The sequence below is a fragment of the Caulobacter sp. GW821-FHT12A07 genome (assembly GCF_058807655.1).
Map to the genome: position 1 here is coordinate 107,481 of NZ_JBXAQX010000003.1, position 19,132 is coordinate 126,612.

9 protein-coding genes are annotated in these 19,132 nt (G+C 68.1%); 5 read left to right on the forward strand and 4 right to left on the reverse strand.

What is annotated here, in order from left to right:
* Nucleotides 1–61 precede the first annotated feature (61 nt).
* The 3 genes from AC1RRS_RS07150 (at nt 62) to AC1RRS_RS07160 (ending at nt 5,951) form a co-directional block, all read left to right on the forward strand.
* Nucleotides 62–1,357: a spinster family MFS transporter gene (locus AC1RRS_RS07150; RefSeq protein WP_487290906.1), complete on the forward strand. Its 1,296-nt coding sequence runs from the start codon at nt 62–64 to the stop codon at nt 1,355–1,357.
* A 115-nt stretch (nt 1,358–1,472) separates the two neighbouring features.
* Nucleotides 1,473–2,981 (forward strand): DHA2 family efflux MFS transporter permease subunit, encoded by a 1,509-nt coding sequence (locus AC1RRS_RS07155; RefSeq protein WP_492854535.1) that lies wholly within the window; start codon nt 1,473–1,475, stop codon nt 2,979–2,981.
* A gap of 318 nt (nt 2,982–3,299) precedes the next feature.
* On the forward strand, nt 3,300–5,951 hold the full coding sequence (locus AC1RRS_RS07160) for a TonB-dependent receptor (RefSeq protein ID WP_492854536.1): 2,652 nt from the start codon (nt 3,300–3,302) through the stop codon (nt 5,949–5,951).
* 243 nt (nt 5,952–6,194) lie between these two features.
* Here the strand turns inward: AC1RRS_RS07160 and AC1RRS_RS07165 are convergent, their stop codons facing one another.
* The 4 genes from AC1RRS_RS07165 to AC1RRS_RS07180 all read right to left on the reverse strand — a co-directional run bounded on the left by AC1RRS_RS07165 (nt 6,195) and on the right by AC1RRS_RS07180 (nt 13,551).
* Nucleotides 6,195–7,712 carry a glycoside hydrolase family 27 protein gene (locus tag AC1RRS_RS07165; protein WP_492854537.1) on the reverse strand — a complete coding sequence of 506 codons (1,518 nt, stop codon included), beginning with the start codon at nt 7,710–7,712 and terminating at the stop codon, nt 6,195–6,197.
* Nucleotides 7,713–7,857: 145 nt separating this feature from the next.
* Nucleotides 7,858–9,429: a family 43 glycosylhydrolase gene (locus AC1RRS_RS07170; RefSeq protein ID WP_492854538.1), complete on the reverse strand. Its 1,572-nt coding sequence runs from the start codon at nt 9,427–9,429 to the stop codon at nt 7,858–7,860.
* Nucleotides 9,419–11,179, reverse strand: a complete 1,761-nt coding sequence (locus tag AC1RRS_RS07175; RefSeq protein ID WP_492854539.1) for a DUF885 domain-containing protein — start codon at nt 11,177–11,179, stop codon at nt 9,419–9,421. The genes AC1RRS_RS07170 and AC1RRS_RS07175 overlap by 11 nt, the downstream gene beginning before the upstream one ends.
* Entirely contained in the window at nt 11,176–13,551 is a 2,376-nt protein-coding gene (locus AC1RRS_RS07180; RefSeq protein ID WP_492854540.1) for a beta-L-arabinofuranosidase domain-containing protein, read from the reverse strand. Before AC1RRS_RS07180 ends, AC1RRS_RS07175 begins: the two co-directional genes overlap by 4 nt.
* A 401-nt stretch (nt 13,552–13,952) precedes the next feature.
* Here AC1RRS_RS07180 and AC1RRS_RS07185 point away from each other — a divergent pair, with 401 nt between their 5' ends.
* Both AC1RRS_RS07185 and AC1RRS_RS07190 read left to right on the forward strand, forming a co-directional pair.
* Complete coding sequence (locus tag AC1RRS_RS07185; RefSeq protein ID WP_492854541.1) at nt 13,953–16,304, forward strand: S9 family peptidase; 2,352 nt, start codon at nt 13,953–13,955, stop codon at nt 16,302–16,304.
* Nucleotides 16,305–16,312: 8 nt separating this feature from the next.
* Nucleotides 16,313–19,072, forward strand: a complete 2,760-nt coding sequence (locus AC1RRS_RS07190; protein ID WP_492854542.1) for a DUF5695 domain-containing protein — start codon at nt 16,313–16,315, stop codon at nt 19,070–19,072.
* Nucleotides 19,073–19,132 lie beyond the last annotated feature (60 nt).

The following is a 19,132-nucleotide window of genomic DNA, read 5'->3' on the forward strand; positions in this document are numbered from 1 at the left end:
CATCTACCCACGACACGCGCCGTGGTTCGTCGGAGGGGTCAGAGTCTCCCACGGAACCAACATGGCCGACGCCGCTATCGCCGACGCAACGCCCGCACCGGCCCCTTCGAAGGTGTCGAGCCGGGCCTGGATCGTCCTGGCCATGCTGACCCTGGTCTACACCTTCAGCTGGATCGACCGTTTCCTGCTGATCATCCTGGTCGATCCGATCAGCCGCGACCTGAAGGTCTCCAACACCGAGATCGGCCTGCTGACGGGCTTCGGCTCGTCCCTGCTCTATTCGCTGGCGGGCTTTCCGATCGCGCGCCTGGCAGACAAGGGCTCGCGCCGGGCGATCATCGCCGCCGCCATCGGGACCTGGAGCACACTGACCGTCATCAGCGGCTTCGTGGGCAACTTCATGGGCCTGGCGCTAGCGCGGTTCGGCATCGCGGTGTCATCGGCGGGATGCTCGCCGGCGGCCTATTCGCTGATTTCCGACTACTTCCCGCAGGCCCGGCGCGGGGCGGCGATCGCCGTCTACAGCCTGGGCATCTCGATCGGCATGTGGGCGGGCCTGACCTTCGGCGGCGTGCTGGAGGACCATTTCGGCTGGCGCAGCGCCTTTCTGATCGTCGGCTTCCCGGGGATGATCGTCGCCGCACTGTTCTTCCTGATCGTGCGCGAGCCGCCGCGCGGAACCTTCGACGCGGCCACCGAGGAGAACGCCCGCCAGTACTCGCTGAAGGAAGCGGCCGGCCACATCGTCAGCCACCCCTGTTTCCTGCCGATCGCCCTGGGCTTTGCCTTGATCTCGGCCTCGGCCAGCGCCTTCGAGAACTGGGTGCCGACCTACATGATCCGCGTGCAGCACATGAGCTCGACCGAGGTCGGCTCGCTGAGCGGGCTGCTGCAGGGCGTCACCGGCTTCGTCGGCACCCTGATCTTCGGCTTCGCCGCCGACCGTCTGGGCGGCCGCGACGCCCGCTGGTACCTGTGGCTGCCGATGATCGGCATCGGCGTCATGGGCCCGGCGATCCTGCTGTTCTTCCAGACCAGCGGCCCGACCGCCTATCTCTGCTACTTCATCGCCGAACTGGCCGGTTCGGCCTTCTCGGCCCCGCTGTTCGCCGCCGGCCAGATGCTGCTGCCGCCGCGCCTGCGCGCCGTCGGCATGGCCAGCATGCTGTTCGTGCTCAACGTCATCGGCATGGGCGTGGGCCCGTTCCTGACCGGCTGGCTCAGCGACCTGTTCGTCGCCCGCGGCGCGGCCGACGGCCTGGCCTCGTCGATCTCGCTGATGCAGCTCAGCGCGGTGGCCGGCGGCGCCTGCCTGGTGTTCGCCGCCGCCCGGCTGAAGCGCTCGATCCCGGCCTGACCGACGGCCCAAAGGGGTTGCGCCGACGCCCCGCAGGGCGTCTAAACCGCTCCGTGACCCTACGTTATCGCCGCCCCTCGCCCCCTGTCGCGACCTCTGAACACGAGGCCCGTGCGTGACCAGGCTGAGGCGGCGGGGCCTGGCGTCGATCAATTCCGAGGTCCGCGACGGCATCCTTCCCGCCGCCGACGGCGTCACGCGGGCTCCCGACGCGCCGGCGATCGACGACCGCAAGCGGCCGCCCTACCGCCTGGTGGCGGTCATCATCGCCTGCGCGCTCTTCATGGAGCAGATGGACGCCACGGTGCTGGCCACCGCCCTGCCGACCATGGCCCGCGACTTCGGCGTGCCCGCCCCCAGCCTGAGCTCCGCCCTCACCGCCTATCTCCTGGCGCTGGCGATCTTCATTCCGGCCAGCGGACGCCTGGCCGACCGCTTCGGCTCCAAGACCGTGTTCCGCCTGGCCATAGCCGTCTTCGTCGGCGGCTCGGTGCTGTGCGGCCAGGCGACCAGCCTGCCGCTGCTGATCCTCGCCCGCTTCCTGCAGGGGATCGGCGGCGCGATGATGATCCCGATCGGCCGGCTGGTGCTGCTGCGGTCCGTGGCCAAGCAGGACATGGTCTCGGCGATGTCGTGGCTGATCATCCCGGCCCTGATCGGCCCGATCCTGGGCCCGCCGATCGGCGGCTTCATCGTCACCTATCTGGACTGGCGCTGGATCTTCTACCTGAACATCCCGATCGGGGTGCTGGGCATCGTGCTGGTCACCCTGTTCATCGACGAGGTGCGCGGCGAGACGCCGGTGCGGGCCGATCCGGTCGGCTTCCTGCTGTCGGGCGCCTCGCTCGGCTGCCTGCTGTTCGGTTTCGAGATGACCAGCCGCAGCGGAGAGCTGCCCCAGGCCCTGGCCCTGATCGCCGTCGGCCTGATCGCGGGCGGACTCTATCTGCGTCACGCCCACCGGCGCGCCGACCCGATCCTCGATCTGTCGCTGATGGCCGTGCCGTCGTTCCGGCTGTCGGTGATCGGCGGCTCGCTGACCCGCATCACCCAGGGCGCCCAGCCGTTCCTGCTGCCGCTGATGCTGCAACTGGGCTTTGGCATGACCGCCGCGGCCAGCGGCTCGATCACCATCGCCGGAGCCATCGGCTCGCTGGCGATGAAGAGCCTGGCGCCGCGCATCCTGCGCCGCTTCGGCTTCAGAAACAGCATGATCGTCGGCGGCCTGGCGGCCAGCGCCGGCTACGCGGTCTGCGGTCTCTTCCGCCCCGAATGGCCGATCTGGCTGATCTTCCTGACCCTGATGGTCAGCGGCTTCTGCATGTCGTTCCAGTTCACCGCCTACAACACCATCGCCTATGACGAGATCCCGCCCGAGCGGATGAGCGCGGCGACCAGCTTCTACGCCACCTTCCAGCAACTGATGCTGTCGCTGGGCGTCTGCGCCGGCGCTCTGGCCCTGCACGTCGGCATGCTGGCCGGCGACCACGCCTCGCCGCGGCTGGCGGACTTCACCCTGGCCTTCCTGATCGTCACGGCGATCTCGGCCTCGGCGACGATCTGGAACCGCCGCTTCGCCCCGGACGCCGGCGCCGACCTCAGCGGACGCCCTCAGCGCGGCTGATTTTTCGCCCGCGGCCGAAACGCCTTTCGCACCCTGAAACGTCGTTCCCGACGCTCGTGTTGCGCGGCGCTCGGCCCTTGTCGGCCGTTCATGCCGCGAGACGCTTCAGCCCCGCAACAAGGCGCCCCACGCCGCATCCCAGGACTCCGAATGCGCGTCCTTCAGGCCGATCAATTCCGTCCGGATATATCGTATAATTTATTTTGACCTTGTCTGAGTTATATGCGTTCCTCCCTGTCACGAATTTGTCAGGGGAGAGGACAAATGCAGGTCCGAGGGAAGAATTGGTTGCTGGTCGCTACGAGCGCGGCGGCAATTATGGTTGGAAATCAAGCGCTAGCGCAGGACGTCAAGACGGACGCCGCAAGCGCTTCTGAAAAGTCAGACAAGAAAGCCGCGGACGACGCCAATGTCGTCGACACGGTTATCGTCAAGGGCATCCGCGGAAGCCTGAACGCGGCCGCGGAGCGCAAGCGCAAATCCGCTCAGATCGTGGAGTCGATCGAGTCCGAAGACGTCGGCAAGCTGCCCGACAACAACGTGCCCGAGGCCCTGTCGCGCATCACCGGCGTGCAGATCGAGCGTGTCCACGGCGAAGGCTCGAACGTCACCATCCGTGGCATGTCGGGCATCTCGACCACCATCAACGGCAACAGCAACAGCGTCGGCGAAGCCCGCTCGACCAACCTGGCCGACATCCCGGCCGAACTGCTGAAGTCGGTCCAGGTCTACAAGACCCGCACGGCGGACCAGGTGGAAGGCGGCATCGCCGGCACCGTGAACGTTGAACTGCGCCGGCCGCTGGATCTGCGCAACGGCTACACGATCGCCGGCAGCATCAAGAACGTCTACGGCAGCACCGGCGACACCAAGAGCCCCTACGCCAGCCTGCTGGTCGGCAACCGCTTCGACACCGCCATCGGCGAGATGGGCTTCCTGATCAACGGCTCCTACACCCGCAACAACTACGAGGAAGACTTCGTCGAGAGCGAGTCGCCCGACGAATTCTTCGAGAACACCATCTCGCGGGCGTCCCTGCCGGCGAGCCAGCAGAACATCATCGCCCCCTACGCGGTGAACTACGGCGTCGAACAGGGCAAGATCACCCGCCCGTCGATCAACGTGGTCGGCCAGTGGCGCTATGACGAACACCTCGATTTCGTCCTCGAGGGCTCCTATTTCGGCAGCGAGGAAAAGCGCGCGCGCGACCGCCTGCACGTCACCACCCGCGACCCGAACAGCAGCGTCTCGAACGTGGTGCTAGGCGACGACGGCAAGACGGTCGAGTCGCTGACGCTCACCCGCGCGGCCGGCGTCGACGCCAGCGCCCAGTCCTATTACGAGGAAGTCGACTCCGACAACTACACCACCAACGCCGAGGTCCACTGGCGCGGTGATCGCCTGCAGATCGACGGCGCCGCCCAATACAATTGGAGCTCGACGAACTACTACGGCATCCTGACCCTGGCGCACCTGCTGGACGCCTCGGGCAATCCGATCAGCTCGGTCAATGTCGACTTCAATTCGAGCAACGTTCCGGGCCGCGGCCCCTTCATCACCTTCACCGGCACCGATCTGAACCAGGTCGGCAACTACCAGATCTTCCAGGTCCACGACGAGCAGACCTACGCCAAGAGCCGCGAGTTCGTGCTCAAGGCCGACGGGACCTATCGCCTGAGCGACGACAAGTTCTTCCGCAGCATCGGCTTCGGGACGCGCTATACCGATCGCCACCTGACCCGCGACTACGGCTATCGCGACGCCTTCCCGACCACCAGCCTGACCGGCTTCGCGCCGGGCATCGGCGTTGCGACCAGCAAGCTCGCCGTCGGCGGCTTCTCCCCGACCTGGTACCACCTGTCCGGTCCCGACCTGATGGCCAACACCGCGGCTCTGCGCACGGTCGCCGGCTGGACGACCGTGAAGCCGTCCAATGACGTTGGCCAGAGCTATGTCGAGGACGAGAAGAGCCTGGCGGGCTACGTCAACCTGAACTACGCCGTGAAGAGCCGCTTCCCGATCGACGGCGTGGCCGGCGTCCGGATCGTCAAGACCGAAGGCGAGAACGTCAGCACCAAGATCAGCCTCGACCAGAACTGGAACCGGGTCGACACCCCGACCGAAGGCGGCGGCGACTATGTCGACGTGCTGCCCAGCCTGAACGCGGTGATCCACTTCACGCCGAAGATCCAGCTGCGGATGGCCTATACCTACAACATCCAGCGGCCGAGCTTCCTGGACATGTCGTCCTGGCAGACGATCCAGGCCAACAACATGGTCATCTATTCGGGCAATCCGGACCTGAAGCCGAACCGTTCCGAGAACTACGACGCCTCGCTGGAGTACTATTTCGGCCGCGGCGGCATCGTCTCGCTGGGCGCATTCCTCAAGAAGCCCGACGGCTACATCTACTACAGCGGCAGCACTGAAACCGTGAATGGCGCCGAGTACACCGTCTACAAGAACCGCAACGCCGGCCCGGGCGAGTTCCAGGGCTACGAGTTCAACACGTCGGGCTTCTTCGACTTCCTGCCCGGCAAGCTGCGCAACTTCGGCGCCAGCGCCAACTTCACCTATATGGCGAAGTACAACATCAACTACCCCTTCGAGGGGGATCAGCGGCTGATCCCGGGCGTCTTCGACGCCGACAGCACCTCGAAGTACACCTACAACCTGGCGCTCTACTACGACACGCCGCAGTTCAGCGCCCGCGTGGCCTACAACTACCGCGCCCGCTACAAGATCTTCGTCTACCAGGACAACCCCGAATACTCGCCGTACAACGACGCGACCTCGCGCCTGGATGCGGCTGTCAACTGGACCCCGGTCAAGCAGCTGACGCTGAGCTTCGAGGGCACCAACCTGCTGAAGGAAAACAACAACGTCTATTGGGGCCAGGACCGCATGCTGCCCCTGGGCGTCCGCGTGCAGGCCCGCACCCTGCAGGTCAGCGCCCGCTTCCGCTACTGACCAACACCAACCGGCGTCCGGCCCCAACCGGACGCCGTCAACGAGCGGCTCTAGTCCCCCAGCCGCTCCCAGGGGAGGAGGCGATCATCGCCCCTCCCCTTCTTCTTGTCCGCGTCACGGAGCCGGGTCGGTTATCACGGCGCGTCGTGACACAAGCCCCCGGGGCTTCAGATCGTCACCCATGAAAAAGGGGCGCGGACCGAATGGCCCGCGCCCCTCGCCTTTACGGCCCGAAAGGAAGCCTCAGCTCCCTTTCACCTTCACCATCACCACGCCGCGCGCCGGCACATCGAAGGCCTGCTCGCCAGCCGGCAGGTCGACGCCGCGCCAGAGGTCGCGCACGACCGTCAAGCCGGCGACGCCGGCGTCGGCCGCCTTCAGCTCGATCCGCGCCGGCTTGTCGCCACGGTTGAACAGCGCCACGGCCACCTGGCCGTCGGCCAGCGGCTTGCTCCAGACCTCGGACGTTCCGTCCTTGCGCTCGGCCTTGCCCTGCACGCCGCGGGCGTCCTGGTCGATGGCGATCACCTCGCGGTTCTCGAGAATCTTCAGCACCTCGACGCCGGTCTCGCGCAGGTCGTGGCCCATCATCAGCGGCGCCGCCGACATGGCCCACAGGCTCATGTGGGTCAGATACTCGTCCTTGGTCATCCCGCCGTTGCCGACCTCCAGCATGTCCGGATCGTTCCAGCCGCCGGGGCCGGCGAACTCGGGCTTGCCGTTCTTGTCGAAGCCGATCTTGGCCATGGTCGGATAGTCGTCGGTGATGTCGCCGGTGGTGCGCCACAGGTGGCCGCCGACCTGGCGGCCCCAGGCGCCGACGTCGAAGCGGCCGTACTGGCACAGCGAATAGATCATCGGCCGGCCGGTGGCCCGCAGCGCCGCGCCCATCTCGTAGTAGGTGCGCTTGACGGTGTCGGCGTCGGCATAGAACCACTCGCCCGAACACAGGTCGTACTTCAGGTAGTCGACGCCCCACTCGGCGAAGGTCTTGGCGTCCTGGGCCACGTGGCCGTAGCTGCCGGCGTAGCCCGCGCAGGTCTTGGGACCGGGCGAACTGTAGATGCCCAGCTTCAGCCCCTTCGAATGGACGTAGTCGGCCAGGGCCTTCATGTCCGGGAACTTGTCGTTGGGCCGCAGCACGCCGTCGGCGCCGCGCTCGCCCTGCCAGCCGTCATCGATATTGACATAGACATAGCCGGCGTCGCGCAGGCCGAAGGCGACCATGGCGTCGGCCATGGCGCGGACCGTCTTGTCGTCGATCGCCGCGCCGAACTTGTTCCAGCTGCTCCAGCCCATCGGCGGCTTGGCGGCCAGGCCGTCGGCGGCCAGTTCGCCCATCGGCGGCAGGCTGGTGGTGGTGAAGGCGCGGGCCTTGGCGTCGGCGGCCGTGCCCCGGCGGCCGTCCTGCTCGACATGGGCGTACCAGATGTCGCCGGCCAGGGAGACCCCGGCGCCCTTCAGGGTCGCGGTCCACTGGCGGGTGGGCTTGTCCTTGTCGTTGAGATTGCGCAGCTCGAAGGTCGCCACCCCGTCCTTCACGACGAGGTTCTGCATGTCCATCGAGCCGTACCAGGCGGTCGTCACGGTCCCGGTCGGCTTGCCGGCCTTCTGCTCGATCTTCATCAGGGTGACGCCCGGATAGGACGGCGCTTCGTCGAAGGTCCAGACGCCGGCCAGCCCCGGCTGGGCGGCGGGCGCGGCCATGGCGGCGTGCGAGGCGACGAGCCCCAGGGCGAGCGGGGTTAGCAGGCGACGCATGCGATCTCCTTAGTCTGAATAGGGTTCTGGATCAGGCTGCGAGCAGGCGCAGCAAAGCTCACGCCCGGCGCGACGCCAGAGCCTCGATAAATCGGTCAAGACGATCCGCGCGCCCGGCCCGGCGCGCGGATCGTCCATAGTCGGCTCAGCGCGCGGCCTCGCAGGGCGGCGCATGGCCCGAGCCGGCCTTGGGAAGCGCCGGGCTGGGGGCCAGCACCTCCCATTCCTGCACGGCGACGGCGGCGTAGGTCCCGCCGGCCGAAGAGGCGTCGAAGACCGCCCGCAGGCAGCGGGTCGTCACAGGCGCGAAGCTGGCGTCCTGGAAGGCGCCAACGTCCGCGCCGAAGCCCTTGGGAGCAGCGACCGGCTTCCAGCCGCCGTCCCAGTATTCCATGCGCCAGGCTTTGGGCGGGGCGACGCCGATACCCGAACCGGCCGGCTGGTCGCCCCAGAACCAGATGCGGGCGCCGTCCACGGTCACCGGCGCGTCGAAGCGGTATTCGACCCACTGGCGCGGGGGATTGTTCGGCGACCAGGTGCCCCAGGTGTCGGGCGGCAAGGGCGAGGCCTTGGTGATCCCGTCGTTCAGCGCCTTGATCCAGTATTGGACCGGGATCGGCTCGTTGGAGGCCGCCGCGGTCGCCTGGCCGGCGATGTTGCGGGTCGGGACCGGCGGAGCTTGCGGACGGCGGGTCGGGATCAGCTTGCGGATGGCCGGCGGGCTGACGCTGTCGTCCCACTCGATCGGATCGATGGCGACGCTGCGCCGGAAGTGGCCGCCGCCCGCCGCGTCGGCGGTGTGATAGGCCATGTACCAGCGACCCTTGAACTCCACCGCGCCCGAGTGCGAGGTCGTCGACGACACCGGGCCCAGCATCACGCCGCGATAGGTCCATGGCCCCAGCGGCGAGGTCGCCGTGCCGTAGGCGATGCAGGCATGATAGACGGCCGGGGTGCAGTCCGACTTCGGACCCGCGCGGTTGCCGGCGTAGAGCATGTAGTAGACGCCCTTGCGCTTCATCAGCCACGGAGCCTCGAAGAAGCCGGTCAGCCCTTCGACCTTCACCTCGCCCCCCTTGGGCGTGATCATGTCGGCGGCCAGCTCCATGCCGCGCAGCTGCCCGAACGTGCCCCAGTAGATGTAGACCCGGCCGTCGTCGTCGATCAGCACGGTGGGGTCGATGTTCTGGATGTCGTTGGCGACGGGGGTGGTCTGCGAGATGATCGGGCCGGACGGATGGGCGTCCACCCACGGCCCCGTCATGCTGTCGGAAACCGCCACGCCGATGGCGAAGCGGTCCCTGGCGTTACCGCCGGCCTGCAGCACCGGGGCGTAGAGATAGAACCTGCCGTTACGCCCTTTGACGATCTGGCCGGCATAGGCGCGGCCTTCCTCGGCCCACTTGAACACGGCCTGCGGCTTGGCGATGGCCGGATAGTGCAGCCAGTCGCCGGACGCCGGATCCTTGGTGGCCAGCAGCTGCCACTCGTTCATGATGAAGTCGTTGACGTCCGGCGCGGCCTCGTCGCGGCCGGCCAGGATCCACAGCGTGTCGCCGTCGACCACCGGGGCGGGATCGGTCGAGTAGTAGCGGCCGTCGGCCAGGATGGGATTGCCCGGGGCGTGCACCGTTTCAGGACCGGTCGCGCAGGCGGCGACCGGCGACAGCAGCAGGGCCGCGCCCGCGACCAGGGCGCGCTTAAACTCATTCCTCATCGGGATAGGGCCCCTTGCCGCCATCGGCGATCAGTTGGTCGATGCGGGCCTGGATCACCGGGATCGGCGCCGAGCCGATCTCGAGCACGGCGTCGTGGAAGGCGCGGATATTGAACTTGGGGCCCAGGGCCTTCTCGGCGCGGGCGCGGCCTTCCACGAAGGCCAGCATGCCCATGTAGTAGGACAGCGCCTGGCCCGGCCAGGCGATATAGCGATCGACCTCGGTGCCGATCTCGTGGTCGCCCATGGCGGTGTTGTCGTGCAGGTACTTCTGGGCCTGCTCGCGGGTCCAGCCCTTGGCGTGGAGCCCGGTGTCGACCACCAGGCGCGCGGCCCGCCACATCTGGTAGCTGAGCATGCCGAAGCGGTCATAGGGCGTCTCGTACATGCCCATGTCCTCGCCCAGCGCCTCGCAATAGAGCGCCCAGCCCTCGCCGTAGACCGACAGGTAGGTGTCACGGCGGAAGGCCGGCAGGTTCTTGTTCTCGGCCGCCAGCGGCATCTGGAAGGCGTGGCCCGGAGCGCTCTCGTGCAGGGTCAGGGCGACCTGCGAATAGAGCGGGCGCGACGGCAGGTCGTAGGTGTTGACCAGGTAGATGCCCGGCCCGCCGCGACCGCCGGTGTAGAACGGCGCGATCTCGTCGGGCACCGGCTTGATGGCGAAGCGGCTGCGCGGCAGGCGGCCGAACCACTGGCTGGCCTTGCCGTCGAAGGTCTTGGCGATCCAGGCCGCCCGATTGAGGAGCTCCTGCGGGGTCTTGGCGTAGAACTTCGGATCGGTGCGCAGATAGGTCAGGAAGGCCGGCAGGTCGCCCTGGAAGCCGACCTCCTTGATCACGTCCTGCATCCGGCCACGGATCTTGGCCACTTCCGCAAGACCGATGGCGTGGATCTCGTCGGGCGTGTGGTCGGTGGTGGTGAACTCGACGATCTTGGACTGGTAGTAGGCCTTGCCGTCGGGCAGGTCGTAGGCCGCCAGCGAGGTCCGCGCGCCGGGGATGTATTCGTTGCGCAGGAAGGCCAGCAGGCTGGCGTGAGCGGGCGTCACGTCTTTGCTGATCGCCTCGGCCGCTTGGCTGCGCAGTTCGGCCTGGACCGCGGCAGGGATCACCGACGGCATGGTCTTGAACGGCGCGTAGAACGGCGAGTCCTGCGGGGTCTTGGCCTCGGCGGCCAGCACCACGCCGGCGTCGCGGCCCTGCAGGGTGATCTTGGCCGCCGTGAAGCCGCGCTTCACGCCGCTGCGCATGTTGATGATCTGCTGGCCGTAGTAGCGAGGGATCTCGCGCAGCATGGCCACGTAGTTGCGGTAGTCTTCCTCGGTGCGGAACGACCCGCGCGACCACTCGGCCACGTCGCCCCAGAAGCTGGTGTCGGCGCTGAGCGGCTTCTCGTATTCGCGATACTTCTGCTCGGCCAGCAGGGCGTCGATCTGGCCCTTGTAGACGGCGAAGTTGATCTTGTTCTCGACCGACAGCTGGGCGACCGGCAGGGCGGCCAGCTGGCTCGACACCTCGGTCCAGCGCTTCAGGCGCGCGGCCTGCACGGCCGGACCGACATCGGGCAGCCGCTTGGGGGCGTTGGGATTATCCTCGTCCGGCGCGGCCTGGCTGACCCGCCAGTCGTACTCGGCGGTGTAGATCGCCTCGAACCGCTTGTCGGCCGAACCGGCGGCGGGGACCGCCCAGGCCGGCGCGGCGGCGAGGCCCAGGACGGCCGCGCCGGAGAACATCAAACCGCGACGGTTCATGCCGTGGCTCCAGCCTTGGCGCTGAACACCCGCACGCCGAACACCGGGCCGGCGCTCGACCGTTCCTTCGGCACGAAGCGCACCTTGACGCTGGTCTTGCCCTTGGTCAGGGCCTCGGCCAGCGGGTACTCGACGTCGAAGAACTTGCCCGGACGGTCGTTGTCGAGGACCTGGGTCGCCACCTTGGTCCCGTCGACCAGGATGTCGAAGGTCCGCGCGCGCTCGCCACCCCAATAGGTCGCCTGCAGGACCAGCGCCCCGGCCCGCACCTTCATGTCGAACTCGAAGAAGCCGCCGGAGCGGGCGTCACGGCCGTTACGGCCGCGATAGCTGACCGGATAGGAGATGTCGGAGGTCAGGTTGTGGTCGCGTTCGGGCTGCATTTCGCCCAGGTGCATGACGTCGACCGAGCGGGCGGCGATGTCGCGGGCCTTGGCCTGGTCGGCCAGGAAGGCGGCTTCTTCCGTCTTCCACGAGGCCTCGGTGAAGCGCTTGAAATAGACGGCGCTGCGGCGCTCGTACTGGCTGTAGAACGGCGCGAAGCTCAGGGCGCCCGGCCGCGAAACGCCGTCGACGGCGTAGAGCGCCTTCTTCGGCTCCACCGGCTTGAAGCCGGCCAGCAGGTCGGCCCCGACCATGGCCGGATCGGCGCTGTTCCATTCGGCTTCGCCGGGACCAAGGTCGGCGGCCAGCACCATGGGGCCGCGCAGGAAGGCGATGGTGTTGGGATCGCCAGGCGCCGCTTCCAGCCGCAGATCGAGCGGCAGGGCGATCGAGACCACGTCGCCGGCCTTCCACTTGCGCTCGACCAGGGCGTAACCGCCCGACAGCACCGGCGTCACCGCTTCGTCGTTGACGCTGACCACGGCCTTGCCATTGGCCCAGCCCGGCACGCGCAGGGCGATGGTGAAGCGGCCGGGCTTGGCCAGCTTGCCCAGGGTCAGGCGGCTTTCCGGCTCGAACGGATAGAGCGTCTCGAGCTTGAGGGCCGCGCCGCGCGCTTTCCACTGGGCGTCGGCCGGGATGTAGAGGTTGACCAGCAGGGTCCCCTCGCCTTCCCAGAAGATCGACTCGCCGTGCTTGGCGTGGCTCTCCATGCCGCTGCCGACGCAGCACCAGAAGGCGTCGTCGTCGGTGGTCGAGAAGCCCCGCGTCGACCCGGTCATCAGCGGCGTCATGTAGGTGAAGCCACCGGTCTTGGGGTTCTGCGCCGCCATCACGTGGTTGAGGTGCGCGCGCTCGTAGTAGTCGAACAGCGAGCCGTCCGGCTTCCAGCTGTAGAGCTGCCGGGTCAGCTTGAGCATGTTGTAGGTGTTGCAGTGCTCGCAGGTCTGCTCGGTGATGTGGTCGGCGATGCTGTCGGGCGACGAGAAGTACTCGCGGTCGGCGTTGCCGCCGATGACGTAGCTGTGGTGCTGGGTCACGGTCCGCCAGAAGAACCGCGCGGCGGTGGCGTCCTTCTCCTTGCCGGTCAGCTCATAGAGGCGGCCCAGGCCGATCAGCTTGGGCACCTGGGTGTTGGCGTGGAAGTTGGCCAGCTTGTCCTCTTGCGCGGCCAGCGGATCCAGGACCTTGCGGTCATAGATGCGCTCGGCCACGACCAGCCAGCGCGCGTCCTTGGTGCGGGCGTAGAGCTCGGCGTAGCTCTCGTTCAGGCCGCCGTATTCGCAGCCCAGCAGGGTCTGCATCTGGGCGTCGTCGAGGGCGGCGAACACCTTCTCGAAATAGGCGCCCAGCCCGGTCACGACCTCCAGGGCCTGGGCGTTGCCCCAGGCGGCGTGGATGTCGAGCAGGCCGGCGAACAGCTTGTGCACCGTGTAGAGCGGCGACCAGGAGCCGTTGAGGTCGAAGCCGCCCGAACGGATGTCGCCCTTCATGACCTCGCCGAAGATCTCCTCGCCGTCGACGACGGTCCCGTCCTTGCGCTTGCGCTGCAGGGCGCCGACGTAGCCGGTGCCGCGCTTGGCCTGGGCGAGCGCCAGTTCGGAGACGATGTAGTCGGCGCGGCGGCGGCACTCGGCGTCGCCGGTCTGCTGCCAGGTCAGCACCAGGGCGCTCATGTAGTGGCCCAGGGTGTGGCCGGCGATGGTGTCGGATTCCCAGCCGCCGTAGATTTCCCCCTTGGCGGGCAGGCCGGCGAAGATCATGAAGTTGTGCAGCAGCCGGTCGGGGCTGAGGCGCAGCAGATAGGCGTGGTTGACCTCGACCGCGGTCGCGAAGTCGGACGGCAGCAGCCGCACGTCGGAAAGCGGCAGCGGCGCGGCCTTGGTCGGAACGGAAGGCCCCTTGCCGGCGGCGAAGGCGCGGATCGGCTGGGCGGACGCCATAACGGCGGCGGTGGCGAGCAGCAAATCCCGGCGACTGGCGGACATCAAGGCACCCCAAACTTAATACGGTATACGAAATAAGTCAGACATATTTTCGAAGGTCAATCACCTGATTTGCAGGGACATGGGAAGCGGCGCCGAAACGCGCCCGACCTTCATGGCGGAGCCTACCGACCGAGCAGGCCGCGATCTCTATTCGTGCAGGCGAGTCAGGGGCTTGGCCGGCACGTCTTAGCCAGGCCGAATGGACGCCAGGGCTCCGCCTTATACAGACGCTTGCGGGGAGCGAGCACGGGACGTCAGCCGCCGCGTCGCCCCCCCATCCTCAAGCGTGCAGTCGGCAAAAAGTCTGATCATATATCGTATAATCTTCTTGACGACGCATCACGCCCCGTCGTTTCTGCAACGAAGTGAAACGGGGGTGAGCCTTGCGGACGAAGACGCGCATGTCGCGACGAGCGACCTTGTGGATGACGGCGGGCGCCGTCCTGGCCCTGTCCACGCCGGTGATTTCCGTCGCCGCGACAACGACCAAGTCCGCTTCGACCGCGACAGCCCCCTCCCCCCAGCCGCCGATCGCCGAACGTTACCGCAAGGCCGACGCCTTCCTGCGCCAGAACCTGGCCAAGCTGATCGTCGACGCCGACCTGCAGCCGGCCTTCACCGACGACGGCAAGGGCCTGCTCTATCTGAAGGGCAAGGCTGGCGAGCGGTTGGTCCGCTTTGTCGATCTGGCCACCAAGCAGGACCGCGTCCTGACCGACGACCGCGCCCTGGCCGGCAAGCTGTCGGCTGCGCTAGGCAAGCCCGTTGCGGCCGACGGCCTGTGGCTCGCCCGCCTGGCCTACGACACCGCCGGCGGCGCGCTCTCCTTCGACGCCCATGGCAAGCGCTGGACTCTCTCGGCCAAGGGCGAGCTTTCCGAGGCGCACGAGGCCGAATGGAACCCGGGCCTGTCGCCGGACGGCCGCTTCGAGATCGTCGCCCGCGACTTCAACCTCTTCGCTCGCGAACTGAAGACTGGCCGCGAGATCGCCCTGACCACCGACGGCGTGCGCGAACAGCCCTACGGCCGCGGCATCCCGCAACTGGCCGACATCCTGAAGGCCGGCCGCGAAGAGCCGGACATGCCGGTGTCGGTGCGTTGGTCGCCCGACGGCTCGAAGATCCTGACCTGGCGGCTCGACACCCGCGGCGTCGAGCGCCTGTCGATCACCCAGCAGAACCCCGGCGGCCTCTATCCGCGCAGCTTCGCCTACGTCTATCCGCTGGCGGGCGCGAAGGTGCTGCCGCAGGCCACGCGCCTGGTGATCGACGTCGACCAGGCCTTCAAGGACGGCAAGGCCAAGCAGGTCGCGCTGCAGATCCCCAGCGAGTCGCTGCTCTATCCGGCCGATCCGGACCTGGGCTGGATCGGCGATCGCGTCCGCGTGCAGTGGACCGAACGCGGCTATGGACAGCTCGCCGTCTATTCGGCCGATCCCAAGACCGGGGCTGCGACCGTGGTGGCGCGCGAGGCCGTCAAGCCGATCGTCACCGTGACCTCCACCCAGATCCAGCCGCAGCCCGAGCTCGGCGGCGAACTGGTGATCTCCGAGCGCTCGGGCTGGGCCCAGCTCTACCTGGTCAAGCCCGACGCCCCCGACGGCGGCGCGGCCCTGACGACCGGTAATTGGGAAGTCCTGTCGATCGAGCACATCGATCCGGCGGCCAAGAGCCTGGTGCTGACCGGCGTCGGTCGCGAGGCCGACCGTAACCCTTACGACCGCGCTCTCTATCGCACGGGCCTGGACGGCGCCGCGCCGCGCCTGCTGACGCCCGAGCCGCTGGACCACGACACCCGCGTCTCGCCGGACGGCCGCTGGTTCGTCGACGCCATGTCGAGCCCGACCCAGCCGACCCGCACCGTGCTGCGCGACGCCGCCGACGGAAAGATCGTGCTGGAGCTCGGCCGCGCCGACGCCAGCGCCCTGGCCGCCGCCGGCTACACCCCGCCCGAGCCCTTCCAGGGCGTGGCCGCCGATGGCAAGACACCGCTCTACGGCATGATCTTCCGCCCGGCCGGCTACGATCCCAAGCGCCGCTATCCGGTGATCGACAACGTCTACACTGGCCCGACCACCACCCAGGTTCCGGTCGAATGGAGCGAAAGTGTCCTGGCCGGCGGCAACAGCGTCGCCCAGATCGGCGCGATCGTGGTGATGATCGACGGCCGGGGCACCTCGCGCCGGGGCCAGGCCTTCCGCCTGCCCGCCTACCAGAACCTCGGCGAGGTCGGCCTCGACGACCACATCGCCATGATCAAGCAGATGGCGGCCAAGCATCCGGAGCTGGACGCGACCCGGGTCGGCGTCTACGGCGGCTCGGCCGGCGGCTACGACGCGGCCCGCTTCGTGCTGCGCCGGCCCGAGTTCTTCAAGGTCGCCGTCGCCTCGTCGGGCAATCACGACCTGCGCCTGGACAAGGCCTGGTGGCCGGAAGTCTCGATGGGTCTGGCCGACGAGGCCACCTGGGAGCGCAACTCCAACATGTCGGTCGCCGGCAACCTGCAGGGCAAGCTGCTGCTGGTGCACGGCGACATCGACGACAACGTGCCGGTCACCGAGAGCCTTCGCCTGGCCCAGGCCCTGATCAAGGCCGGCCGCGACGTCGACCTGGTGATCCTGCCCAACACCACCCACGCCGTCGGCCAGCCCTTCTTCCACAAGAAGCTGCGCGACTACTTCACCCGTAATCTGCTCGACGAAGCCCCGCCGCCGCTGACCACAGCGGCGACCTCGGCTCCGGTCACGCGATGAGGCGCCCGATGAACAAAGCACGCTCCCTTTCCCTGGCCCTGCTGCTGCTCGCCGGCGCCTCCGCCGCCCTGCCCGTCCCGATGACGGCTTTCGCGCAAGAACCGCCCAAGGAAGAAAAGAAGGTCTTCCCGCCGATCGCCAAGACGGCCTATCGCACCAAGCAGTTCCAGCTCGACCTGCGGACCGACACCCAGACCCTGGCGCGCCTGTCGCCGCTCGGCGAAGCGGCCTTCGACTTCACGCCCGGCGCCCGCGAGGCCGAGCGCGCCGAAAGCGGCTACGTGCACATCGGCGACATCCATCTGCGGGTTCGCGAGGCCGGCGGCGCCTGGCGTGACTTCAGCTCGGCCCACGCCCGCAAGCCGATCCGCGCCCTGAAGGCCGGCAGCGCGGTGTTGGCCGCCGCCGACATCACCGCCTCGCTGGGCGACGGCGCGCCGGTGCGTATCGAGCGCCGCTGGGTCAACGACAACGGCGTGCTGGCCCTGCGCTTCACCCTGGTCAACACCGGCAAGACGCCGCTGGAGATCGGGGGCCTGGGCCTGCCGATGGTGTTCGACAACATCATCACCGACCGCTCGCTGGAGGAGGCCCACGCCCAGGCCAGCTTCGTCGATCCCTATATCGGCCGCGACGCCGGCTACCTTCAGGTCACGCGTCTGAACGGCAAGGGCCCGGCCCTGCTGGTCCTGCCCGAGAAGGGCACGCCGCTGGAGGCCTACCGCCCGATCCGCGAAGCCCGCGCCACGCGCGGCGACGGCGACATCCTCACCGACAAGACCCAGCGCGGCCAGACCGCCGAGGGCTTCTACGACTGGACCGTGGCCAGCCTGGGCTTCGCCGAGAAGGAATGGAAGAACGCCGGCCAGCAGTGGAACACGCCGACCAGCGTCACCCTGCAGCCGGGCGAGAAGCGCGAGATCGGCGTGCGCTTCGTGGCCTCGCCCTCGATCCGCGCCATCGAGGACACCCTGGTCGCCAACAAGCGCCCCGTCGCCGTCGGCGTGCCCGGCTACGTGCTGCCCACCGACCAGCAGGGTTCGCTGTTCCTGAAGTCGCCCTCCAAGGTGGCCAAGGTCGAGAGCTTCCCGGCCGGCGCACTGACCGCCACGGCGAGCGGCGAAGGCAAGGGCTGGGCGCGCTATGACGTGAAGGCCTCGGGCTGGGGCCGCGCGACCCTGTCGATCACCTATGCCGACGGCCAGGTGCAGACGGTCAGCTACTTCGTCACCAAGCCGCTCGAACAGACCATGGCCGACCTTGGCCGCTTCACCACGGAAAAGCAGTGGTTCGACGACAAGGCCGACCCGTTCGGTCGCTCGCCGGCGATCCTCAGCTACGATCGCGAGACCAACAAGATCGTCACCCAGGACTCGCGGGTCTGGGTCGCGGGCATGAGCGACGAAGGCGGCGCCGGCGCCTGGGTGGCGGCGATCATGAAGCAGCTCGACAACCCCGACGCCGGCGAAGTCTCCCGGCTGGAGCGGATGGTCGACGAGACCGTCGTGGGCAACCTGCAGGTCGCCGACGGCCCGCAGGCCGGGGCGGTCAAGAAGAGCCTGTTCTACTATCAGCCCGACGAACTGCCGAACTACTACGACCCCAAGATCGACTGGCGCTCCTGGACCTCGTGGTCGAAGAAGGACGCCGGTGATCTGGGCCGGTCCTACAACTATCCGCACGTCGCCATCGGCCACTGGGTGCTCTACCGCCTGGCCCGCAACCACCAGGGCCTGGTCACCCGCCACGACTGGCGTTGGTACCTCGACCACGCGCGGATGACCGCCGTGGCGATGATGCGCGACGCCCCCTACTACGCCCAGTTCGGCCAGATGGAGGGCGACGTCTTCGTCGACATCCTCAAGGACCTGAAACGCGAAGGCATGACCGCCGAGGCGGCCGAGTACGAGGCCCTGATGAAGGGCCGCGCCGATCACTGGAAGACCCTGCCCTATCCGTTCGGCAGCGAGATGGCCTGGGACTCCACCGGCCAGCCCGAGGTCTATGCCTGGATGCGCTATTTCGGCTACCAGCCGCAGGCCGACGAGACCCGCGAGGTGATCCTCGCCTACGACCCCACCATCCCCAGCTGGGGCTACAACGGCAACGCCCGCCGCTACTGGGACTTCCTGTACGGCGGCAAGTATTCGCGCATCGAGCGGCAGATCCACCACTACGGCTCGGCCCTCAACGCGGTGCCGCTGTTCGACGCCTTCCGCGCCGATCCGGCCGACCTGCACCTGCTGCGCGTGGCCTACGGCGGCATGATGGGCGGCATCACCAACATCGACCAGGACGGCTTCGGCTCGGCCGCCTTCCACTCCTATCCCGACATGATGAAGTGGGATCCGCTGACCGGCGACTACGGCATGGGCTTCTTCGGCCATGCCTATGCGGCGGCGACCTATGCGGTGAAGGACCCGACCTTCGGCTGGCTCGGCTTCGGCGGCGACGTCAAGGCCGACGGCGCCGTGGTGCGGATCACGCCCAAGGACGGCGCCCGCGCCCGCCTGTTCGTCGCTCCCGTCGGCGCCTGGCTGACGCTGGAGGCCGGCAAGATCGAGGCGGCGACCTACGCCCCGGCCACCGGCGAGATCACGCTCACCCTCGCGGCCACCGATGCGGCCACCCCGGCGGCGCGCCTGCTGGTCGAGGCCACCACGGCCGGCGCCAAGGCCTACGTTCCGGCGGAAGGAACCTTCGAGCGCGGCGCCTACACCGTGCCGCTCGGCGACAAGGCCAAGACGATCGTCCTGCGTCCACGATAGATCCGGCGGACGCCCCTTCTACGAACGCCGTCGCTCTCGAGCGGCGGCGTTTTCGTTTGA